The sequence below is a fragment of the Pseudomonas sp. LBUM1647 genome (assembly GCF_059716175.1).
Window position 1 is genome coordinate 90,735 of the sequence record NZ_CP166809.1, and the last position, 19,588, is coordinate 110,322.

Sequence of the window (19,588 nt, forward strand, 5' to 3'; positions counted from 1 at the left end):
CTCGGGGTTGAAGCTCGGTGTCATCTTCCCGACTCTTCCTGAACGGTCACCCCGAGCATGTCTCTACTGCGTTGTATCCCGGCGATTTGCCTGTCGCTGGCCGCACTTTTAAACCTGACGCTGGCCCTTGCCGACGACAGTGCATTGCCCCGACCTGCGGAGTGGGCTCAATTGGTCGAGGTGCAATACAACCTCTTCAAAATGTCCCCGACGCTCTATCGCAGTGCATTGCCCGACAGAGGCGCTGTGCCGTTACTGGAAAAACTCAAGGTCGGAACGGTTATCACGTTCCTGCCCGAGTCGGATTCAAGCTGGTTATCGACGCCAGGAATTGCGCAAATACAGCTGCCCTACCGCACCAACCATGTGGATGACGCGGATGTACTCAACGCCCTTCGTACGATCCAGACTGCCGAAGCCACGGGGCCGGTGCTGATGCACTGCAAACATGGTTCGGACCGCACGGGCCTGATGGCGGCCATGTACCGGGTCGTGGTGCAAGGCTGGAGCAAGGAAGACGCCCTGAACGAAATGATCCAGGGCGGCTTTGGTGACAGCACTCATTTCAAGGACGGCATCCGTTACATGATGCAGGCCGATGTCGACAAGCTCCGCACCGCGTTGGCCAACGGCGATTGCAGCACGAGTCCGTTCGCCAGTTGTTCGATGAAGAGCTGGTTCAAATCGGCCCATGTCGAGTAAACCGTTGCCTCAGCGGGTAACGGTCTCTGACGAAAGCGCGAACAGATCTTCGGCGATCGGCCGTTCAAGAAACGCTTCCAGGGCGGTCAGCAAGGAGCGCGAATCGCTTGGAGAAAAAAACGCCTCGCGAAAGGCTCGCCCTGTTTGCGCATTGAAGACCCAGTCCTGACGGAATCGCTTGAAGGCTTCGTTGGCCAGTACGCCTGACCACGTGTAGGCGTAAACGGAGGCGGCGTAACCGGTCACCATGTAGTCAAAGCCGTTTGCGAACCGACAATAAGACGGCAGTTGCACGTGGGGAATCTCCTGCTGAACGTCTTCGAATACCTGCTGAATGCTACGGCCATCGCCTTGGCTGTGGTGCACTTCGAAATCGAACATTGCACCCATCAGCAAGAGTGCGGTTTGTCTGCTGGTCCGGGTTTCGAGGGCTGCCAGTGCCGCGTCTACCCGCGTCTCGGTCAAGCGTTCACCGCTTTGGTGGTGGGCACCGAGCCATAATAGAAACTCCCGTGACAGGCACCACTGCTCGAATACTTGCCCTGCGAACTCCACCGTATCGCGCCCCAGTTGGGAAATGCCGGAAAGGTTGTGATGCGGCGAACTCGTCAGCACGTGTTGCAGACAGTGACCGAATTCATGAAAAAGCGTCCGCAGATCCTTGTGCTCAAGCAGGCACGGATGGCCGTCGACCCCAGGCGTGAAGTTGCAGTGAAGATCGGCAATCGGTAGCGCTGCCCGGCCTTCGGCGTTTATTCGTCGGTTTCGCAGTGTGCCGGTCCAGGCGTAATCCGGAGCTTCTTTGCGGTGGTACGGGTCAAGATAAATATGCCCGATGGTCTGACCATGCTCGCTGATCTCAAAGAGGCGCACGTCGCTATGCCAGCGACTGAATTCAGCCTGCTCGAGGATCCGGATCCCGAACAGGCGTTCGCAGAACAGGCAGAGTCGTCGCAAGGTGCCGTCCAGGGGAAAATAGTCGCGCAGATTCTTCAGGGCTTCAGGGAAACGATGGTGGCGCAGTTGTTCAGCGAGAAATTCGCGGTCCCAGGCGTGTACTTCCGAGATGCCCCGTTCGAGCGCAAACTCTTTCAGCTCCTTTGAATCCCGTGCAAGGGGCGGTGTGTTCAATGTCACTTGCCGACGCAGGAAACTACGAACTTGATCGGTGGACTCGGCCGCTGCGGTGGCCAGACGCAGTTGCGCGAAATTATCGAAACCTAGCAGTTCGGCTTTCTGGTGGCGCAGCGAAAGCAGCAACGTCAGTACAGGATCATTATCGAACTCGTCGGCATGCGGGCCTTGATCGGACGCGCGCGTGGAGTACGCCACGAAATACTCCTCTCGCAATGCCCGATTTTCGGCGTACCTCATGATTTGCTGGTAGGTGTTGTGGTCCAGGGGAATCAGCCAGCCTTCATGTCCTGCCTCTTTGGCCAGGCGCATCAGACGATCTTTTACGGTGGGGTATAAACCTTCCAGTACCGCAACGTCATCGACGTGCTTGGTCCATGCAGCGTTGGCGCTTTTCAGATGGATGAGAAACAGCTCTTCGAGGCGATCGATGTCGAGGTTCAATCGGGCCAGCTTTTCCCGTTGCCTCAGGGGCAAGTCGATTCCCGACAATTGAAATTTGCGCAGAATCTTGGCCAGCGCGGCCTTGCGCGGTTCATCGAAATTGAGGGCGATCGAACTGTCCGCCAATCGCTGGTATGCATCAAACAACGGACGATTGCTCATTCTTTCGGATCGGTACTGCGCCCCGGCGTCGCTGCATACAGCAGCTGCGGTGTTCCAGGCGGTATCGTTGTGTTTCGTCATCGACAGGATCTGGATGATGCTCAAAGCCTCGCCCAGGCGAGCATCGATTTCATCGATGGCCAGAACCAGGTCATCCCAATTGGGGAATACGGATTGGCTGGTGATGGTTTCGGCAATGACCTGCCGGTTGTCGGTAATGATGGCTGTGATTGCCGGCACGAGGTGTTCGGTGCGGACCTCCGACCAGGGCGGCAGGTCCCAGGCCTGTAAAAGCGGATTGGTATCGGGCATGGCGGCTTCCTTGGATGGCGACTGATTTCGGTCAGCCTATAAAGGAGGCGCAGGGGAAAGGTGGTAGATAGTTACCACCCCCACACCGCAAGGTGTGGAGGTGGCGGTGACTCAGTGTTGCTCGTCAGGCTTTTTCTTCAGCTTCGGGTTCGGGAAAAACTGCACGGCCTGAACCTTGGCGTCCGGTACTTTCAGCGCCGAGGTGTTGACCCGCGTGCCCAATTCCTTGGGCACGGACAGGCCTTGTTCATTCAGCGTGTCCGAATAACCGCAGGCCACGCACTCACGATGTGGGACTTCGTCTTCGTTCCACATCATCAACTTGTCCGGCTCGCTGCAGGCCGGGCAGACTGCCCCGGCGATAAAGCGCTTTTTCGTGATCACAGTACCCTCACTCATGCTGCCGCGACCTCACTCAGGCCGCTGTGGCGCAAGAGTGCGTCAATCGACGGCGGGCGTCCGCGGAAGTCGACGAACAGCACCATCGGTTCCTGGGAGCCTCCGCGCGCCAGGATCGCTTCGCGGAACGCACGACCGGTGTCGGCGTTGAGCACACCGTCTTCTTCAAACTTCGAGAAGGCATCCGCCGACAGCACTTCAGCCCATTTGTAGCTGTAGTAGCCCGCCGCATAACCGCCGGCGAAGATGTGCGCGAAGCTGTTAGGGAAGCGGTTGTAGGCCGGTGGACGCATCACCGAGACTTCGTCGCGCACACCTTCAAGCACTTGCGCCACGCTACGGCCGTCACCGTGGGTGGCGTGCAGGTCGAAGTCGAACAGCGAGAACTCCAGCTGACGGACCATCATCAGACCGGACTGGAAGTTCTTCGCCGCGAGCATTTTCTCCAACAGGTCCTGAGGCAGCGGTTCGCCGGTTTCGTAGTGACCGGAGATCAGCGCCAGACCTTCCGGCTCCCAGCACCAGTTCTCCATGAACTGGCTTGGCAGCTCGACCGCATCCCAGGCCACGCCGTTGATGCCGGATACGCCGGCGTGTTCAACGCGGGTCAACAGGTGATGCAGGCCGTGACCGAATTCGTGGAACAGGGTGGTCACTTCATCGTGGGTCAGTAGGGCCGGTTTGCCGCTGTCGGCAGGGGTGAAGTTGCACACCAGGTTCGCCACCGGACTTTGCAATACGCCGCTGATCGTGCGGCGACGGTCGCGGGCGCCGTCCATCCAGGCACCGCCGCGCTTGTTGGCGCGGGCGTAGAGGTCGAAGAAGAAGCGACCGACGTGCTGGCCGTTTTCCTTGATTTCGAACAGGCGAACATCCGGGTGCCAGGTGTCGAAGCCTTTCTGCTCGGCGATTTCGATGCCATACAGGCGCTGAACGATAGCGAACAGACCGCCCAGCACTTTGTCGATCGGAAAGTAAGCGCGAAGGGTTTCCTGAGCGACGCTGTAGCGCTGTTCACGGAGTTTTTCACCGTAGAAACCGCTGTCCCAGCTTTGCAGGTCCGGGCAGCCTTGTTCGGCAGCGTAAGCCTTGAGCTGTTCCAGATCCTGGGCGGCGAACGGCTTGCTGCGCTTGGCCAGATCGCGCAGGAAACTCAGGACCTGATCGCTGGATTCGGCCATTTTGGTGGCCAGGCTCAGCTCCGAGAAGCTGGCGAAACCGAGTAGCTTGGCCAGTTCCTGACGCAGGTCGAGGATTTCTTCCATGACCGGGCCGTTATCGTTCTGACCGGCATTCGGGCCTTGGTCCGACGCCCGGGTGCAGTAGGCGGCGTAGACTTCTTCGCGCAGGGTGCGGTCCTGGGCGTAGGTCATCACCGCGTAGTAGCTCGGGAACTCTAGGGTGATCAGGAAGCCTTCCAGACCTTTGGCCTGTGCAGCCGCGGCCATTTGCGCCTTGGCCGAATCGGTCAGGCCGGCGAGGGTAGCTTCATCAGTGACGTGTTTGGTCCAGGCCTGAGTGGCGTCGAGCAACTGGTTGGAGAAGCGGCTGCCCAGCTCCGACAATTTGCTCTGCACTTCGGCGTAACGCTTTTGTTCGGCTTCCGGCAGGTCGATACCCGACAGACGGAAGTCACGCAGGGAGTGTTCCAGGATAGTTTTCTGCGCCACCTCGAAACCGGCAGCTTCGGGGCTGTTAGCCAGCGCTTCGAATGCCTCGAACAACTCGCGGTTCTGGCCCAATTCGGTGGAGTAGGCGCTCAAGGCCGGCAGGCAGGACTCGTAGGCTTCGCGCAATTCGGCGCTGTTGCACACGGCATTCAGGTGGCTGACCGGGCTCCAGGCAGCGCCCAGGCGATCATTCAGCTCGTCCATCGCCAGCACCAGGCCGGCCCAGGTCGGTTGTTTGCCCTGGGTTTTGAGGATCTCGATAATGGCGGCGCGGTTGTCAGCCAGGATCTGTTCGATGGCCGGTTGCACGTGTTCGGCACGGATCGCCGAGAACGGCGGCAGGTCGTAGGACTGCAAAAGAGGGTTGTTCACGCTCACGGTTGGCACCTTGGCTGGAAGAAACATTGCGCCATCTTAATTACAATCGACGCTCACCGCAGCTATCAGCAAAAGAGAGAGAGCCTATCGTGACCCTTCGCAAGTATCAGAACCACACGCCGCTGCTCGGCAAAGGCGCCTTTGTCGACGGTTCGGCGGTGGTGATCGGCGACGTTGAAATCGGCGAAGACAGCTCGGTCTGGCCGCTGACGGTGATTCGTGGCGACATGCACCGCATCCGGGTCGGCGCGCGCACCAGTGTTCAGGACGGTTGTGTGCTGCACATCACCCATGCCGGGCCGTTCAATCCCGATGGCTTTCCGTTGCTGATTGGCGACGATGTGACCATCGCGCATAAAGTCATGCTCCACGGCTGCACCGTGGGCAATCGGATTCTGATCGGCATGGGCAGCATCGTCATGGACGGTGCGGTGGTTGAGGATGATGTGATCATTGGCGCTGGCAGCTTGGTGCCCCCGGGCAAACGCCTGGAAAGCGGCTTCCTTTATGTGGGCAGCCCGGTGAAACAGGTCCGGCCGCTGACTGACAAGGAAAAAGCCTTTTTCACCTACAGCGCGGCGAACTACGTGAAGCTCAAGAATTTGCATCTGGCCGAAGGCTACGACCAGCTCTGACCCTGCGCCCTTATTCAGGATTCAACATGCATTACCAAACCGTATTGTTCGACCTCGATGGCACCCTGACCGATCCACGCGAGGGCATCACCCGTTCGATCCAGTTCGCCTTGAGCAAACTGGGCATCGATGAACCCGACCTGACCAAACTTGAACACTTCATCGGCCCGCCGTTGTTGCAGGCGTTCATGCAGTTCTACGACTTCGACGAGCCCAAGGCGTGGGAAGCGGTGAACTTCTATCGCGAACGCTTCAAGGTCACCGGCCTGTACGAAAACCGCGTGTTCGACGGCGTCACACCACTGTTGGAAACCCTCGGCGGGCAAGGGCGACAGCTGTACATCGCGACGTCCAAACCGTGGATTTTTGCCCGGGAAATTGCCCGGCACTTCGACTTCGCCAAGCACTTCAAAGTGATCTATGGCAGCGAACTGGATGGAACCCGGACCAACAAAGTCGAGCTGATCGCCCACTTGATGGCCGAAGAAGGCCTGGACCCGGCCAACACCTTGATGATCGGCGACCGTAAACACGACCTGATCGGTGCGCGCAGTAACGGGCTGGATGCAGCGGCTGTTGGTTATGGTTTTGGCAGCCGGGAAGAGTTGAGCGCTGAAGCCCCGACCTATCACTTCGAGACGCTGGAAGAGATGCATCAGGCGTTTTCGCGGCGCTGACACTGAATTGTGGCGAGGGAGCTTGCTCCCGCTGGGTCGCGCAGCGGTCCCAATCCGGCAGACCTCGCATGGCGACGGCTTTGCCGCCGAACGGGAGCAAGCTCCCTCGCCACAAGATTATTTGTCTATCAGCTTCCTCAGTGCGGCTTTTCGCTCTCCAACGGGCAACCCGCCCAACTTCTCCACTGCCGCATAAAACCTCACCCAATCCCCACCCACCTGTCTGAACAACGCCGCAAACGCCGGCACCCATTGGTCGTACAGCCCAAACGGCAACAGACGGGCATTGTTCATCGGCGCATTGATCCACGCGTCATAGCGTTTGTCCCCGGCCCATTGGCTGTCGCGCAACTGCCGGTATTCACCCCGCAATCTTTCGAACTCGTCGGCTTTGCGCTGGCGCATCTGGTCGGCGGGCAGGGGCAGGGTGTACAGCCGTTCGAGTCGCGTGCGGGTATCCAGAACCAATTGAATGAACTGGTCCCGTTGCTGCACCTGCGCCCCGCTGTCTGGCGCCAGGCCGCGGAATGCACGCCATTGGCGGGTGCCTTCCTGTTCGACGAAGGTGGCGAAAGACTCATTGAACTCGGTGTCGTCCTTCACATAAAAACGTTGATGCGCCAGCTCATGGAAGATCAGCGAGGCCAATCGTTCGTCACCCCAGGCCATCATCGAACTGATAATCGGATCGTTGAACCAGCCGAGCGTCGAATAAGCCTCGACGCCACCGATCGACACGTCCATACCTTGCAATCGTTGCAACGCAGCCTCACCGCGGGCCGCGCTCTGGCTGTAGTAACCGCGATAGGCGACGCAACCGGCGACCGGGAAGCAATGATTCTGTGGCGTCAGGGAAAATTCCGGCGTGGCGAAGACATTCCAGACTACGAACGGCCGGCCAATGTCGGCGTACAAACGGTAACTCTGGTTATCCGGCAGCTGCAGCTGTTGGCTGGCGAACGTGCGGGCCTTTTGTGATTGAGTCAGGTGCGCACGCAATAATTGATCGCGACCGGGATCGGCAATCACTCTGGAAACCGGCTCGCGTGCCCGCAGCAATTGCAACTGACCACTGGCCAATTGGCCGTAATAGCTGACGCCGGCGCAGCCGTTGAGCAACAAAAACAATACGCCCGGAAACAAAATGCGTAAAACGCGATCAAGTAACCCAAGGCTTGGAAGCGGCCTGATCAAAATGAATCATCCCTGGAGAGTCTGCCCGCAAGACTATCCCGCCTGACTGGAGCTCCGCTATGCGCACGTTGATGCTGACAGGAAGCCTGCTGATGCTGGCAGGTTGTGCTGGATTCGGATTACCCCCCCATGATCCGGCTCAAGCATGGATCGACCTGGATTCGAAGCAGGAAGACACCGCGCTGCAAGCGCTGGAAGTCGATGACAAGGCCGCCACCGACAAGCGCTATTTCGAGGTTCAGCCGGGTAGCCATGAGTTGACGGTTCGTTACCAATTCCCGGTCGCACCGACCAACATCGGCCCAGACGCCGAGCCTCTATGGCGTGATTGCCAGTTGAGCGTGAAATTCAACGATTTCAACGCCGGCGAGCGGTATCAGCTGAAAGCAGGAAATATCGGCTTTCGGCCGTGGGCAAAGCTCTATGATCAGCAGCGAAAAGTGATTGGCCAAGGTGTACCGGCAGGCTGCCAACGCACCTGATCGGCGTTATTCTAAAGGACTAGTCCTTGAGAAAATCATCATGCGCAGGTTAACGCTGTTACTTGCTGCAAGCATCGTTGCTGGCTGTCAGAGCCCGTTGCCAGCGGTTAATCCGCAGATGGCCTGGGTCGAGTTCTCGACGCCCTTCCCCAACGATAAGTTGTTGATGGCCGAACGTCTGGACAAGCAGCGATTGCGCGACGGGCGTTTTTTCCAGGTCACTCCCGGTAGCCATGAGCTGATCGTTCGATTCGACTTCGAAGTGCCCGGTGGTGGGGGCTTAGGTGTGATGAACGGTCCCTCGGAACGGCTGTGCTACCTGACCATCAACTATGATCATTTCGAAGCCGGCCAACGTTATGTGCTGGTAGGCCAGTCGATAGCGTTTAATCCCGGCGCCCGGTTGTACAACGCCAAGCGTGAAATCGTCGCGGAAGATCGAGAGTCCTATTGCCTCATGTGAGGTGAATCAGCGGTCGTTCTTCTGGTAGATGATTTTCTTCGTGCCGCCGTCGCACGTGCCAACGACCATATTCTGATCGTGTACTTCGTCGTTGGTGACGATTTCCAGCGTGTAGGACGAGACGTTATTGGCCTGGATCTTGGCTTCAATCTCGGCCTTGAGTTCTTCACAGGATTTCGTTGCCGCCAGGGCCGATGTGGCCAGCGCGCAACAGATAACCGCCAAGGCGAAACGTTTCATGGTTGAAGCTCCTTTGAGGCAGCGCGCACGATGATGCGTTTTAGCTGCTGTCATTTATTCGACCACAATCTCGCCAGCCAGGTTTTGTTTCAGGGCAAAAAAAGAACGCAGCCCGCCGAGGCTGCGATCTTTTATCGGGGAGCGCGACAACCCCTTATCAGCTGACCAATGTTGCATCCAGACTGATTTTCGCATTCAACACTTTGGAAACCGGGCAGCCTTCTTTGGCTTTATTACTCAATTCCTCAAATTGAGCCTGAGTCGCCCCAGGAATCTTCGCTTTGAGGATCAGTTTCACTGCCGTGATCGCGAATCCGCCGTCCACCTGGTCCAGGGTGACTTCGGCATTGGTATCGATGCTGTCAGCCTTGAGACCGGCATCGCCGAGAATCATCGAAAACGCCATGGAGAAGCAGCCCGCGTGCGCTGCGCCGATCAACTCTTCCGGATTGGTGCCCTTGCCGCCTTCGAAACGGGCCTTGAAGCCGTAGGGCGCTTCTCTAAGGACACCGGTTTCCGTGGAAATCGAGCCGATGCCGGTTTTCAGATCACCTTCCCAATGAGCTGATGCTTTCTTTGTGATAGCCATGAATGCCTCCTCAAGATCCGGCGCGAAGCGTCGCGCCTTTGTGGTTTTCGGTTGCTAGGGTTCTGAGGATAGACCGTGGTGCAAAGTTCACCTCATCTGATCTTTCTTCAAATTCGGTAGGAATTTTGCCTCTGCTATTGAAACTCGGGTATATGCCCTCATTGCATGAATCACGCTTATAGATTCGGCAGGTTTTCGTTTGTAAGAAAAAACCTGCGCCCTCAATTGGAGAAGCAGGCTTATGAAACGACTGTCCGATATCAAGTTCTCGACCCTCGATCTGGTGCCCGTGCGGGAGAACGGCAGCGCGGCTCAGTCGCTGCGCAATTCCCTGGACCTGGCGCAGCACGTCGAAAAATTCGGCTACAACCGTTTCTGGGTTGCCGAACACCACAACATGGACGGCATTGCCAGTTCGGCGACTTCGGTACTGCTTGGCTACCTGGCTGGCGGCACCTCGACCATTCGTGTTGGCTCGGGCGGTGTGATGTTGCCAAACCACGCGCCGCTGGTGATCGCCGAGCAGTTCGGCACGCTCGAAAGTCTGTACCCGGGCCGGATCGACCTGGGCCTGGGCCGTGCTCCCGGTTCCGATCAGATGACCGCCCGCGCTTTGCGTCGTGAACGCTCCGGCAGCGCCGACGAGTTCCCGGAAGACGTGGCGGAGCTGATGCGTTACCTCGGCCCGCGGACCCCGGACCAGCGGATCATCGCAATGCCAGGCACGGGCACCAATGTCCCGGTCTGGCTGTTGGGCTCCAGCCTGTTCAGTGCACAACTGGCGGGTGAACGCGGTTTGCCCTACGCCTTCGCTTCACATTTCGCGCCGCGCTTCATGCATGAGGCCATTCGCGTCTATCGCAATCACTTCAAGCCTTCAGCAATATTGGATAAGCCTTACGTGATGCTTGGTGTGCCGTTGGTGGCTGCCGACACCGACGAGCAGGCCGATTATCTGGCGACCTCGGTCTATCAGCGGATTCTCGCCCTGATGCGTGGCCAGAGCCTGGTGCAACGTCCTCCGGTAAAAACCATGGACGGCCTGTGGCTGCCTCATGAAAAAGAGGCCGTCGGCGATTTCCTTGGCTTGGCGATGGTCGGCAGCCCGCAGAAAATCCGCGCCAAACTGGAAGTGCTGATCGAGCAGACCCAGGCGGACGAGCTGATTTTTACCTGCGACCTGTACGAACATGCCGATCGCGTGCACTCCTACGAGCTGCTGGCCCAGGTCATGAAGGGCTGACGCTCAAATAGCGAGCACAAAAAAGCCGACGTCATTGCGTCGGCTTATTCATTTTCGAGGGAGGTCAGCCCTGCTTGTAGACAATCTGCTTGGAGCCTTTTTCACAGGTGCCGACGATTTTCCCGCCAGCAGCAGCGCCTTTATCGACAATTTCCAGCGAATAATTAGAAATGCCCTTGGCATCAAGTTTCGCGGCGATCTCGGCTTTCAGCTCTTCGCACGACTTGCCCTGAGCCAGGGCTGTTCCCGCAAAAATCAACAAACCTACCGCTAAAATAAAATTCTTCATCGGGTCGCATTCCCTGGTCGGATCAATAGGGGCACCCAGCAATCAGCCGGATGTAAATATGTAGCGCTTTGCCATTCCCTATGGCGCTCGGCCAGCGCGCAGGCTCAGAAGATTAGCTCAAACTCAGCTACTGGCAATCCGGAACCCGACTTTGAGCGTCACCTGAAAGTGCGCTGCCTTACCGTCCTTGATCTGCCCGCGGGTTTCGGTCACTTCAAACCATTCCATATATTTGAGGCTTTTGCTGGCCTCGGCCAGTGCGTTGTTGATGGCGTCTTCAATGCTGCTGGTGGACGAACCGACGAGTTCGACTTTCTTGTAGGTGTGATGGTCAGTCATGGCGTTCTCCTCAGGGTGTGAAATACAGCCTAGCAGTGATTTTTCGTATTACTTCTGTCGGCCAATCCGAAGTGGAAGTTCAGATTTACTGCACTTTCTCGAACCCCTGAAGTCCCAACCAACACACTCAACTCAATCAATGCAGGAGAGCCACCATGGCCAACACCTCTTTACGTAAAGCCTCATTGCAAAGCATGGAAGCCGAGATCGAGAGTCTGCTGAAGTCTTTGGAAAACCTGAAGGACGACGCCTCTGACGAGTCGCGTAAAACCCTTAAAGCCTTGAAAAGCAACGCCGAGAACGCGCTGAAGCATTCGCGCCATCTGCTCAGCGATGCGTACGAAGAAGTCAAAGTCAAAACCCGTGAAACCGGGATTGCCACACGGGACTACGCCCAGGAACACCCTTGGACGACAGCGGGTGTGGCCGTCGGTGCATTGGGTCTGCTCGCGGCTTATCTGCTATTCAAACGCGGTGACTAATCCGTCTGGCGCAGCTCGTTTTTGAGCCACTGCGCCAGTTGCCGAGCTCGCCCGTCCGCGGCGCGCTTGGGTAGCCACAACGCCAGTTGCGCCGGGGTTTCACTGAAGCCCCATGGCGCAACCAGGCGGCCGGCCTTCAAGTCCTCGGCCACCAGCGGCTCGGGCGCAATCGCCACACCCAGGCCGGCCACTGCGGCTTCCAGCAGATAATACAAATGCTCGAAACTCTGTCCGTACTTCAACGCTTTGGCGTCGAGGTCGCTTTGCTGTGCCCAGCTTGGCCAGGCCTGAGGGCGTGAGGTGGTGTGCAGCAATGGCTCGCTCAGCAGCGCTGCGGGCGGTGCGTCTTGCAGTCGTTCGTAGCCCGCGAATCGCGGGCTCATGACTGGGCCGATCCGTTCGCTCGCCAACTCATAGACTTGCATGTCCGCTGGCCACGGTGGCTCGGCAAACACCAGCAAGGCGTCCAGTCCCGGGCGACGAGGATCGAGATCGCCCTCGCCAGCCGACAGGTGCAGGCGCAGGTCAGGCAGGTCGGCATTCAATCGTCCCAACCTGGGAATAAACCAGCGAGCCAACAAGCTGCCCGAGCAACCCAGTACGAACGGTGCATCGGCGGTGCTCTGGGTCAGCTCTGCACAAACAGTCCGTAAACGCTCGAACACCTCGCCGCTGGCATCGCGCAAACGAATGCCGGCATCTGTGAGTTTCAGGCCGCGACCATCCTTGATAAACAGGCTTACGCCCAAGTGTTCTTCAAGCACCTTGAGTTGCCGGCTGACCGCACCATGGGTCACGTGTAGCTGTTCGGCGGCCTTGCTGACGCTGTTCAGGCGGGCAGTCGCTTCGAAGGCCCGAAGGGCGTTCAGCGGGGGAAGGTCATGGCTCATGAGATCTGTGAGTTTTCCTGACAGGTTGCAGCAATCTTATCGGTTTTCAGCTCAAGGCGTCAGGGGTAGAGTTAACCCCATTGTCTTCCCACGCATTCAACTGGAGCGACCCATGACCCAGACTAATCTGCGCAACGGCCCCGACGCCAACGGCCTGTTTGGCGCGTTCGGCGGCCGTTACGTCGCCGAAACCCTGATGCCGTTGATCCTCGATCTGGCCAGTGAATACGAATTGGCCAAGGATGATCCTGCATTCAAAGAAGAATTGGCCTACTTCCAGCGCGACTACGTGGGTCGTCCAAGCCCACTGTACTTTGCTGAACGTCTGACAGAGTTCTGCGGCGGCGCGAAGATTTACCTCAAGCGCGAAGAGCTGAACCACACCGGCGCGCACAAGATCAACAACTGCATCGGCCAGATCCTGCTGGCGCGGCGCATGGGCAAGAAACGCATCATCGCCGAGACCGGCGCTGGCATGCACGGCGTGGCAACGGCGACCGTGGCTGCACGTTTCGGCCTCGATTGCGTGATCTACATGGGCACCACTGACATCGAACGTCAGCAGGCCAACGTATTTCGCATGAAGCTGCTGGGCGCGGAAGTGATCCCGGTCGTGGCCGGTACCGGCACCCTGAAAGACGCGATGAACGAAGCCCTGCGTGACTGGGTGACCAACGTCGACAGCACCTTCTACCTGATCGGCACTGTCGCCGGTCCGCACCCTTATCCTGCGATGGTTCGCGACTTTCAGGCCGTTATCGGCAAAGAAACCCGTACTCAACTGCAAGACCAGGAAGGTCGTCTGCCAGACAGCCTGGTGGCGTGCATCGGTGGTGGTTCCAACGCCATGGGCCTGTTTCACCCGTTCCTCGACGACAAAAGCGTCGAGATCATCGGCGTTGAAGCGGCCGGTTACGGCATCGAAACCGGTAAACACGCGGCCAGCCTGAACGGCGGCGTACCGGGTGTACTGCACGGCAACCGTACCTTCCTGCTGCAGGACGACGATGGCCAGATCATCGACGCTCACTCGATCTCTGCCGGCCTCGACTATCCAGGCATTGGCCCGGAACACGCCTGGTTGCATGACATCGGCCGCGTTCAGTACACCTCGGTAACCGATGACGAAGCCCTCGACGCGTTCCACAAATGCTGCCGCTTGGAAGGGATTATCCCTGCACTGGAAAGCGCCCATGCCCTGGCCGAAGTGTTCAAGCGCGCACCGACCTTGCCAAAAGATCACCTGATGGTGGTCAACCTGTCCGGCCGTGGCGACAAAGACATGCAAACCGTGATGCACCACATGGAACACTCTCAACAAGAGCAATCCAAGCAGGAGAAACACTGATGAGCCGCCTGCAAACGCGTTTTGCCGAACTCAAGGAACAGAATCGTGCCGCCCTGGTGACCTTCGTGACCGCTGGCGACCCGAGCTATGACACCTCGCTGGCGATCCTCAAAGGCTTGCCCGGCGCTGGTGCCGACGTGATCGAGTTGGGCATGCCCTTCACTGATCCAATGGCCGACGGCCCGGCCATCCAGTTGGCCAACATCCGCGCCCTCGGCGCCAAGCAGAACCTGGCGAAAACCCTGCAAATGGTTCGCGAGTTCCGTGAAGGCAATGCCGAGACGCCGCTGGTGCTGATGGGTTACTTCAACCCGATTCACATGTATGGCGTGCCGCGCTTCATTGCCGATGCCAAAGAGGCCGGTGTTGACGGTCTGATCGTGGTCGACTTGCCGCCCGAGCATAACGGCGAGCTGTGCGACCCGGCCCAGGCTGCCGGTCTGGACTTCATCCGTCTGACTACCCCGACGACCGATGATGTGCGCCTGCCGACCGTCCTGAACGGCAGCTCCGGCTTCGTCTATTACGTATCTGTCGCCGGTGTGACCGGTGCGGGCGCGGCGACGCTGGAGCATGTTGAAGAAGCGGTTGCGCGTCTGCGTCGCCACACCGATCTGCCGATCAGCATCGGTTTTGGTATTCGCACACCGGAGCAAGCGGCGTCCATCGCGCGTCTGGCTGATGGCGTGGTGGTGGGTTCAGCGTTGATCGATCACATCGCCAATGCCTCGACGCCGGATCAGGCAGTTGATGGCGTGTTGAGCCTTTGCTCGGCTCTGGCAGACGGCGTGCGTAAAGCCCGCGTCAGCTGAAGGTAAAGTTCCTGATACAGAGGAATTAGAGCCTCGCGGCACAGACTAAACAGCAAGACCGAGGGCTTCAGGACTGCGTTCTGAAGCCCTTTTTGCTGTATGTGCAGTGAGGAAAGCCCCGATGAAAATGCCGAAACGTCTGATTGCCAGCCTGGGTGTGCTGATGCTCAGTGCCACCCCGTTGCTGAATGCGAGTGCTGATCAGCGCGACGATCACGACCGCGGCGGCCCGCAGCAAGGCCACTACGATAACCACGGTGACAATCATGGCGACGATCACCGTGGCCCGCAGGACAATCATCGCGGCGGCCCTCCGCCACGGGACTTCGGCCCGGTACGCCAGACTATCCACGATAACCATGGTTATTTCGTGCGCGGTGCTCCGCCACCTCCGGGTATTCATCTGGTGCGTGGCCGGCCATTGCCTCACGGCTATTACGGCGAACGCCTGGATAACCGTGCCTTGGGCCGGCTGCCGTATTACCCAGGGTACGAATGGCGCCGTGCGGGCGGCGACATTGTGTTGATCGCCGTAGGAACCGGGATCGTTTATGAAATTCTCGAAGGGGTACTTTGAATAGCAGGTAAGTGTTGAAGGCTTCGCGGGTTAGCCGCGAAGCCTTTCGTTTACGGCAACTCCAAGCCGCCCGCAGCCTTGTGCAACTTCCTCAGATGCTCGCCAACCTGCTTCAGGTTGGCTTCATTGGCGGCCATTTCGGCCGCACGGCTCGGTTCGAGCAGCGCTCTCACTTCTTTGTCCAGATCGCCTGTCAGCGCCTGAAGCTGCTTCTGCCGCAGGCTGCTTTCCGATTCCAGACGCTGCCACTCATTTGGCTGCGGCAATCCATAACCACCGGTGCCGAGCAGCTCCGCCGGACGGCTGAGGAAGCCGCTGTTGGCAAGAATTTGCTGCAAAGTTGCGTTGGCTTTGTCCATGCCGCCGTTCTTCAGTTCCCGAGCGCCCAGATAGCGCTGCTTTACTTCGTCCTGGGCCAGCACCAATTGTTGGCGGAAGGCTGCCTGCTCCAGTAACAGTAATGCTGCGCTGGTGCGCAAATCGGCTTGGTCGATCCATTGCCGGCGCTCTTCAGCTTTTAGGGAGAGCCAGTCTTCGACCTTTTCTTGCTTGATCGGCAAATGCTTCTTCAGCACTTCGAACATCGCTTGATAACGATCGCGGAAGGAGTCGAATCGGTAGCCCAGGCGCAGCGCTTCGCGGGGATCATCCAGCACGCTGGTATCCGCCAGTCCGCGGCCCTTGAGCACTTCCAGCAAACCGTTGGGCATGATGCTGTCTAACCCGACCAGTTTTGTATTGTTAGTGCTGCTACGCAGTAGCTTCAGGCCCTCTACGGCGCAGTTATTGGACAGGAAGAAGTAGTTGCCGTCGTAACTCCAGTGCATTTCAGCGGCGTGTTCCACCACGTCTTCGATCTCGTTGCGCGACAGGTTCAGCGGCACCGAGGCCAGGCTGCGCAGTTCGGTCTTGGTGTATTCGTCGATCACCTGCGCCAGCGGCAGGACAAACAGGCGTGACGGATATTTGCCCACCAGTCCATCCCAGCTCGACAGCTGTACGTCACCGACGAAGGCGCGGTAGGACAACACCAGATGCTGATCCAGATCCAGCCGACAATCTGGCCCACGTGGCCGGCCGGGTGCACAGATCACCAACCGCAACATGCTGTGACCCCAGCGGCTGACCCAGTTCTGGTTGGCTTCTGCCAGCAGATAGTCGACGGCGTAGACCCGTTCCGGATCTACCTGGCCCAGTGGCGTTTTGGCGAAATCGTTGCCAGCATTGAGGAAGGAGAAGGTTTTGCCACATGCGTCTTTAGCGGCGGGCGCCCAGCCGAAATGTTCTTTGTAGTAGCGGTACAACGCAGGACGGCGACAGGCGTAGGCCGGGTCGAGAAGGAAATACTCCATGTTGACCGCGACGAACTCCTTGGGGCTGCTCGTCTCGTAAATGTCCGGGCTGCGGGCAATTTGCCGGTTGTACTGTTCGCGTTCGCCACGACGGCCGACATACTGTGGCCAGCCGGCGAGGTCGAGCAGGTGCGGGTCGTCGCTGAGCGTAAAGCGTCGGTCGGACTGGCCGCGGCATTCATCGGGAATGCCAATCAGCCCTGAGCTGCTGTTGCGCCGGGTGCAGCGCTGAATCAGCGTGCGCTCCGCGTCTGGCCACAGGCGCGAGCGGTCATAGATGTGGGTGAGTTCATGCAACACCGTGGCAAGCATTTCGCGGCGCACGTTGCCATGGGGGCGATAAGTCTTCTTGGTCGCGGCGCTGCCGTCAGTGAGGCTGGCAAGCAGGTTGCGGTTCAGATCGAGCTCGGACACCAGCGACGCCTGGCCATAAGCGTTGCTCGGCATGTCATCGGTCCAGCCGACGTCGATGCGTCGGTCGAGCTGCTCGATGAACCGCGGCGGCAGCGCCTGCATGGCTTCATTTAGCAACGCCTGACTGGCCTGTTGTTGAGCGGGGCTGAGGCCTTCGGTTTTAAGCCTTAATTGCAAGTCAGCCTGGGCCGTGTTGCCGAGCAGCAACATGACCCCGGCCAACAGCCAGGCGCCTGGCGACCTCACAGTGCGAGGATGGCTTCGGCGAGAACCTGATCACTGGCGTCGCGGGCTTCCGGTACGCGGGTACGCAACGTATTGAAGGCCGCTTCCAGGTGCGCGCCACGAATGTCGCCATCGCTGGCAACGAAACTGGCGGCATCGTCGTGGGCTTCACGAACGATCTTCGAGTCACGGATGGACGTCGTGGTATCGGAAGTGAAATCAAGCGTGCGTTGGGTGGCATTGATGATGATGTTACTGGTGGCGACCAGAGTGTGCGCCTGGGCAACATCGGCCAATAACAGCAGGCCAAGGGCGGCAACAATCAGAGGGCTACGCATGGAACGACTCCGCAAGAACAAGGATAACTATTGGACGAGAATTGCCTGCGCCAGTTCAAGGTCACTGGCATGAAGTTTTGGCTGGGTCCGGCGCAGATAAATCAGGGCGGACTCCAGTTGTGCTCCTCGCAGGTGGCCGTCACTGGCGATGAACGCTGCAGCGTCATCTTGTGCCGCGACTAGCAGCTTACGGTCGAAGGGGGCGGAGGTCACCATGCTTGTGGCGTAGCCGGTAGCCACGATGCCTTGTGTAGACAGATTGAAGGCGTCATAGGCATGGACCGAGCCCACCCAGCAGGCTGCCACGAAAAGCGGAGAGATCAACAGATTTGAAGGAAAACGCATGGGACTCGATAGCTGAAGGCGAGTCGCAAGGCTAGCGCAACGCCCGGTCTAGAGCCAGCGCCGAAACATTGGGACACGGCTGGCGTGTCCCACGTCAGTGGTGACGCTTAGATAGTCAGTATGGCTTGCGCCAGTTGTGCGTCAGTCGCGTTCAGCTGAGGTGCCTGGTGGCGAATATGGTCGAGTGCGCTTTCCAGTTTCACGCCACGAATGGCGCCTTCGCTGGCCACGAAGCTGGCGGCGTCGTCACGGGCGGCGCGTACGATTTTGTCATCGCGAAAGGAAGAAGTGACATCGGAGGTCGCATCGGACGTGGCCTTGAGCGCGCCGACGACGGCATCGGTGGTCACGATAAAGCTGGTGGCGTGGGAATTGGCGGCCACGGCAAGCAGGGCTGCAGCGCTGAGCAGACGAAGACGGGACATGGTGAAACTCCTTTGGGGAAACTGATTGAGAGGTGGCGCAGTGTCTGTTGAGTCAGACGCCAATCATGCAGCGTTCGCCACGTTTCATCTGGATATTAGGCCTATGAGTGTCGGTTCGAACAGTCCCGTCTGTTCAAGCAGGAAGCTAGCGCCAGAACGGTTTATCCAGCTCGTTGAGACGATCCGCGAGGCTGATGTTCAAGTCTGAGAGCTGCCGGTCATTGAGTTGACCCAACAAACGCCGGGTTCGAGCCCTTTCCAGGCTATTGGCGAGGCCCCTCAGCAATCTACGAACCCAGTGGTAGCGAGGCGTTGATTGAGACGTGGAAACGGAAACATCCAGTAAGTGATTCATGGCGCGGTCCTTTTGCGGGCAGTTCGGGATTTCATGGTGATCCCGTCCTCTTCTCCACAACAGACACACTGCACTGAAATTGTACTGGTTCAGTTGTTGAAATAGTAAAACTGTACCTATTAAGCGGGGTCTCTACTGTATGACCCATGTAGAGGGTCCAAAACGACAAAGCCCGTCGTGGTTTCCCACGACGGGCTTTGTTTTTTCAATTTGGAGTGCTGGCGGTGGACCCGGTGGGTCAGAGCCAGCGACGCTAACTTAGCGCCAGAACGGCTTGCTCAGCTCTTCGTAGCGTTGTGCTTCGCTAATCCCTGCGTCAGCCAGCAGACGCGAATCCAGACGAGCCAGTTGATGGCGGCTGGAGATGCGGCGCTGCCACAGCATCAGGTTGGCGAGAACGCGAAGAGGCGTCGAAGCCTGGGTTTTTACAGCGTTGTCTTCGAAAAACAGCTCGGAACTGAGTGTACGTTCCATGGTTGACATCCTTCCGCTTATGGCGGGATTAGGTAGTGGTTTAACTGATGCCAATGATCCTCTCGTTTGGCCAGTCTCTCTAGATACAGTTCACCTGTATTGTGAGGGACCAGTTAACTGTTAAAAGGTGGTGTACTGGTCGAAATTGAGGCAACTGTACTTGTCTGCACTAATATTGTGCATTTTTGGTTAATTGACT

25 protein-coding genes are annotated in these 19,588 nt (G+C 58.3%); 10 read left to right on the forward strand and 15 right to left on the reverse strand.

All coding sequences use genetic code 11. The features are described from left to right. Positions 1-57: 57 nt before the first annotated feature. Positions 58-702, forward strand: a complete 645-nt coding sequence (locus ACA059_RS00430; protein ID WP_497632280.1) for a phosphatase domain-containing protein — start codon at positions 58-60, stop codon at positions 700-702. Between the two features lie 9 nt (positions 703-711). Here the strand turns inward: ACA059_RS00430 and ACA059_RS00435 are convergent, their stop codons facing one another. From ACA059_RS00435 to prlC, 3 genes are all read right to left on the reverse strand, one after another. Then, positions 712-2,754, reverse strand: coding sequence for a M3 family metallopeptidase (locus ACA059_RS00435; protein WP_497632282.1), 2,043 nt, complete (start codon positions 2,752-2,754; stop codon positions 712-714). 111 nt (positions 2,755-2,865) lie between these two features. Further along, a complete protein-coding gene (locus tag ACA059_RS00440) occupies positions 2,866-3,153 on the reverse strand; it encodes a YheV family putative zinc ribbon protein (RefSeq protein WP_497627505.1) in 288 nt (95 codons plus the stop codon). Continuing rightward, complete coding sequence (gene prlC / locus ACA059_RS00445) at positions 3,150-5,228, reverse strand: oligopeptidase A (RefSeq protein ID WP_497632283.1); 2,079 nt, start codon at positions 5,226-5,228, stop codon at positions 3,150-3,152. Before prlC ends, ACA059_RS00440 begins: the two co-directional genes overlap by 4 nt. A 62-nt stretch (positions 5,229-5,290) precedes the next feature. Here prlC and ACA059_RS00450 point away from each other — a divergent pair, with 62 nt between their 5' ends. Together ACA059_RS00450 and ACA059_RS00455 are read left to right on the forward strand one after the other, a co-directional pair. Next, complete coding sequence (locus tag ACA059_RS00450; RefSeq protein ID WP_497632284.1) at positions 5,291-5,836, forward strand: gamma carbonic anhydrase family protein; 546 nt, start codon at positions 5,291-5,293, stop codon at positions 5,834-5,836. A 26-nt stretch (positions 5,837-5,862) separates the two neighbouring features. Beyond that, on the forward strand, positions 5,863-6,513 hold the full coding sequence (locus ACA059_RS00455) for an HAD family hydrolase (RefSeq protein WP_497632285.1): 651 nt from the start codon (positions 5,863-5,865) through the stop codon (positions 6,511-6,513). Between the two features lie 117 nt (positions 6,514-6,630). Here the strand turns inward: ACA059_RS00455 and ACA059_RS00460 are convergent, their stop codons facing one another. Continuing rightward, positions 6,631-7,707 (reverse strand): aminopeptidase, encoded by a 1,077-nt coding sequence (locus ACA059_RS00460; RefSeq protein ID WP_497632286.1) that lies wholly within the window; start codon positions 7,705-7,707, stop codon positions 6,631-6,633. Positions 7,708-7,766: 59 nt separating this feature from the next. Between ACA059_RS00460 and ACA059_RS00465 the strand changes: the two genes are divergently transcribed. Continuing rightward, positions 7,767-8,189 carry a PA0061/PA0062 family lipoprotein gene (locus tag ACA059_RS00465; protein WP_497632287.1) on the forward strand — a complete coding sequence of 141 codons (423 nt, stop codon included), beginning with the start codon at positions 7,767-7,769 and terminating at the stop codon, positions 8,187-8,189. 40 nt (positions 8,190-8,229) lie between these two features. Next, complete coding sequence (locus ACA059_RS00470; protein ID WP_497632288.1) at positions 8,230-8,652, forward strand: PA0061/PA0062 family lipoprotein; 423 nt, start codon at positions 8,230-8,232, stop codon at positions 8,650-8,652. A gap of 6 nt (positions 8,653-8,658) precedes the next feature. Here the strand turns inward: ACA059_RS00470 and ACA059_RS00475 are convergent, their stop codons facing one another. Together ACA059_RS00475 and ACA059_RS00480 are read right to left on the reverse strand one after the other, a co-directional pair. Further along, positions 8,659-8,892, reverse strand: coding sequence for a DUF1161 domain-containing protein (locus tag ACA059_RS00475; RefSeq protein ID WP_497632289.1), 234 nt, complete (start codon positions 8,890-8,892; stop codon positions 8,659-8,661). Positions 8,893-9,049: 157 nt separating this feature from the next. Next, complete coding sequence (locus ACA059_RS00480) at positions 9,050-9,481, reverse strand: OsmC family protein (protein ID WP_008152515.1); 432 nt, start codon at positions 9,479-9,481, stop codon at positions 9,050-9,052. Positions 9,482-9,722: 241 nt separating this feature from the next. Here ACA059_RS00480 and ACA059_RS00485 point away from each other — a divergent pair, with 241 nt between their 5' ends. After that, positions 9,723-10,724, forward strand: a complete 1,002-nt coding sequence (locus ACA059_RS00485; RefSeq protein ID WP_095126740.1) for an LLM class flavin-dependent oxidoreductase — start codon at positions 9,723-9,725, stop codon at positions 10,722-10,724. Positions 10,725-10,788: 64 nt separating this feature from the next. Here the strand turns inward: ACA059_RS00485 and ACA059_RS00490 are convergent, their stop codons facing one another. Both ACA059_RS00490 and ACA059_RS00495 read right to left on the reverse strand, forming a co-directional pair. Further along, entirely contained in the window at positions 10,789-11,013 is a 225-nt protein-coding gene (locus ACA059_RS00490; protein ID WP_497632290.1) for a DUF1161 domain-containing protein, read from the reverse strand. Between the two features lie 123 nt (positions 11,014-11,136). Next, on the reverse strand, positions 11,137-11,352 hold the full coding sequence (locus tag ACA059_RS00495; protein ID WP_497632291.1) for a dodecin: 216 nt from the start codon (positions 11,350-11,352) through the stop codon (positions 11,137-11,139). 155 nt (positions 11,353-11,507) lie between these two features. Here ACA059_RS00495 and ACA059_RS00500 point away from each other — a divergent pair, with 155 nt between their 5' ends. Continuing rightward, positions 11,508-11,834, forward strand: a complete 327-nt coding sequence (locus ACA059_RS00500; RefSeq protein ID WP_008152522.1) for an ElaB/YgaM/YqjD family protein — start codon at positions 11,508-11,510, stop codon at positions 11,832-11,834. On the opposite strand, the gene ACA059_RS00505 is transcribed toward ACA059_RS00500, so the two are convergent. Beyond that, positions 11,831-12,724, reverse strand: a complete 894-nt coding sequence (locus ACA059_RS00505; protein WP_497632292.1) for a LysR family transcriptional regulator — start codon at positions 12,722-12,724, stop codon at positions 11,831-11,833. The genes ACA059_RS00500 and ACA059_RS00505 overlap by 4 nt on opposite strands. 112 nt (positions 12,725-12,836) lie before the next feature. Between ACA059_RS00505 and trpB the strand changes: the two genes are divergently transcribed. From trpB to ACA059_RS00520, 3 genes are all read left to right on the forward strand, one after another. Beyond that, complete coding sequence (trpB, locus tag ACA059_RS00510; protein ID WP_497632293.1) at positions 12,837-14,072, forward strand: tryptophan synthase subunit beta; 1,236 nt, start codon at positions 12,837-12,839, stop codon at positions 14,070-14,072. Next, a complete protein-coding gene (gene trpA, locus ACA059_RS00515) occupies positions 14,072-14,884 on the forward strand; it encodes a tryptophan synthase subunit alpha (protein WP_497632294.1) in 813 nt (270 codons plus the stop codon). The genes trpB and trpA overlap by 1 nt, the downstream gene beginning before the upstream one ends. 121 nt (positions 14,885-15,005) lie before the next feature. After that, entirely contained in the window at positions 15,006-15,461 is a 456-nt protein-coding gene (locus tag ACA059_RS00520) for an anti-virulence regulator CigR family protein (RefSeq protein WP_497632295.1), read from the forward strand. A gap of 50 nt (positions 15,462-15,511) precedes the next feature. Here ACA059_RS00520 and ACA059_RS00525 read toward each other — a convergent pair whose 3' ends face one another. The 6 genes from ACA059_RS00525 to ACA059_RS00550 all read right to left on the reverse strand — a co-directional run bounded on the left by ACA059_RS00525 (position 15,512) and on the right by ACA059_RS00550 (position 19,389). Further along, positions 15,512-17,473 (reverse strand): DUF7844 domain-containing protein, encoded by a 1,962-nt coding sequence (locus ACA059_RS00525; RefSeq protein ID WP_497632296.1) that lies wholly within the window; start codon positions 17,471-17,473, stop codon positions 15,512-15,514. Continuing rightward, positions 17,470-17,790, reverse strand: a complete 321-nt coding sequence (locus ACA059_RS00530; protein WP_497632297.1) for a DUF2388 domain-containing protein — start codon at positions 17,788-17,790, stop codon at positions 17,470-17,472. Before ACA059_RS00530 ends, ACA059_RS00525 begins: the two co-directional genes overlap by 4 nt. A 27-nt stretch (positions 17,791-17,817) precedes the next feature. Next, on the reverse strand, positions 17,818-18,135 hold the full coding sequence (locus tag ACA059_RS00535) for a DUF2388 domain-containing protein (RefSeq protein ID WP_497632298.1): 318 nt from the start codon (positions 18,133-18,135) through the stop codon (positions 17,818-17,820). A gap of 107 nt (positions 18,136-18,242) precedes the next feature. Then, the gene (locus tag ACA059_RS00540) at positions 18,243-18,560 is read right to left on the reverse strand and encodes a DUF2388 domain-containing protein (RefSeq protein ID WP_008044656.1); all 318 of its coding nucleotides are present in this window, start codon (positions 18,558-18,560) and stop codon (positions 18,243-18,245) included. A gap of 145 nt (positions 18,561-18,705) precedes the next feature. Next, complete coding sequence (locus tag ACA059_RS00545) at positions 18,706-18,915, reverse strand: DUF1127 domain-containing protein (RefSeq protein WP_497632299.1); 210 nt, start codon at positions 18,913-18,915, stop codon at positions 18,706-18,708. Positions 18,916-19,173: 258 nt separating this feature from the next. Further along, a complete protein-coding gene (locus ACA059_RS00550) occupies positions 19,174-19,389 on the reverse strand; it encodes a DUF1127 domain-containing protein (protein ID WP_008154465.1) in 216 nt (71 codons plus the stop codon). Between the last annotated feature and the right edge of the window lie 199 nt (positions 19,390-19,588).

Excerpts from the sequence above, each read along its gene's own strand:
- ACA059_RS00430 (WP_497632280.1), top strand. The coding sequence starts at position 58 with ATGTCTCTACTGCGTTGTATCCCGGCGATTTGCCTGTCGCTGGCCGCA.
- ACA059_RS00435 (WP_497632282.1), bottom strand. The coding sequence starts at position 2,754 with ATGCCCGATACCAATCCGCTTTTACAGGCCTGGGACCTGCCGCCCTGG.
- ACA059_RS00440 (WP_497627505.1), bottom strand. The coding sequence starts at position 3,153 with ATGAGTGAGGGTACTGTGATCACGAAAAAGCGCTTTATCGCCGGGGCA.
- prlC (WP_497632283.1), bottom strand. The coding sequence starts at position 5,228 with ATGTTTCTTCCAGCCAAGGTGCCAACCGTGAGCGTGAACAACCCTCTT.
- ACA059_RS00455 (WP_497632285.1), top strand. The coding sequence starts at position 5,863 with ATGCATTACCAAACCGTATTGTTCGACCTCGATGGCACCCTGACCGAT.
- ACA059_RS00465 (WP_497632287.1), top strand. The coding sequence starts at position 7,767 with ATGCGCACGTTGATGCTGACAGGAAGCCTGCTGATGCTGGCAGGTTGT.
- ACA059_RS00470 (WP_497632288.1), top strand. The coding sequence starts at position 8,230 with ATGCGCAGGTTAACGCTGTTACTTGCTGCAAGCATCGTTGCTGGCTGT.
- ACA059_RS00475 (WP_497632289.1), bottom strand. The coding sequence starts at position 8,892 with ATGAAACGTTTCGCCTTGGCGGTTATCTGTTGCGCGCTGGCCACATCG.
- ACA059_RS00480 (WP_008152515.1), bottom strand. The coding sequence starts at position 9,481 with ATGGCTATCACAAAGAAAGCATCAGCTCATTGGGAAGGTGATCTGAAA.
- ACA059_RS00485 (WP_095126740.1), top strand. The coding sequence starts at position 9,723 with ATGAAACGACTGTCCGATATCAAGTTCTCGACCCTCGATCTGGTGCCC.
- ACA059_RS00490 (WP_497632290.1), bottom strand. The coding sequence starts at position 11,013 with ATGAAGAATTTTATTTTAGCGGTAGGTTTGTTGATTTTTGCGGGAACA.
- ACA059_RS00495 (WP_497632291.1), bottom strand. The coding sequence starts at position 11,352 with ATGACTGACCATCACACCTACAAGAAAGTCGAACTCGTCGGTTCGTCC.
- ACA059_RS00500 (WP_008152522.1), top strand. The coding sequence starts at position 11,508 with ATGGCCAACACCTCTTTACGTAAAGCCTCATTGCAAAGCATGGAAGCC.
- ACA059_RS00505 (WP_497632292.1), bottom strand. The coding sequence starts at position 12,724 with ATGAGCCATGACCTTCCCCCGCTGAACGCCCTTCGGGCCTTCGAAGCG.
- trpB (WP_497632293.1), top strand. The coding sequence starts at position 12,837 with ATGACCCAGACTAATCTGCGCAACGGCCCCGACGCCAACGGCCTGTTT.
- trpA (WP_497632294.1), top strand. The coding sequence starts at position 14,072 with ATGAGCCGCCTGCAAACGCGTTTTGCCGAACTCAAGGAACAGAATCGT.
- ACA059_RS00520 (WP_497632295.1), top strand. The coding sequence starts at position 15,006 with ATGAAAATGCCGAAACGTCTGATTGCCAGCCTGGGTGTGCTGATGCTC.
- ACA059_RS00530 (WP_497632297.1), bottom strand. The coding sequence starts at position 17,790 with ATGCGTAGCCCTCTGATTGTTGCCGCCCTTGGCCTGCTGTTATTGGCC.
- ACA059_RS00535 (WP_497632298.1), bottom strand. The coding sequence starts at position 18,135 with ATGCGTTTTCCTTCAAATCTGTTGATCTCTCCGCTTTTCGTGGCAGCC.
- ACA059_RS00540 (WP_008044656.1), bottom strand. The coding sequence starts at position 18,560 with ATGTCCCGTCTTCGTCTGCTCAGCGCTGCAGCCCTGCTTGCCGTGGCC.
- ACA059_RS00545 (WP_497632299.1), bottom strand. The coding sequence starts at position 18,915 with ATGAATCACTTACTGGATGTTTCCGTTTCCACGTCTCAATCAACGCCT.
- ACA059_RS00550 (WP_008154465.1), bottom strand. The coding sequence starts at position 19,389 with ATGGAACGTACACTCAGTTCCGAGCTGTTTTTCGAAGACAACGCTGTA.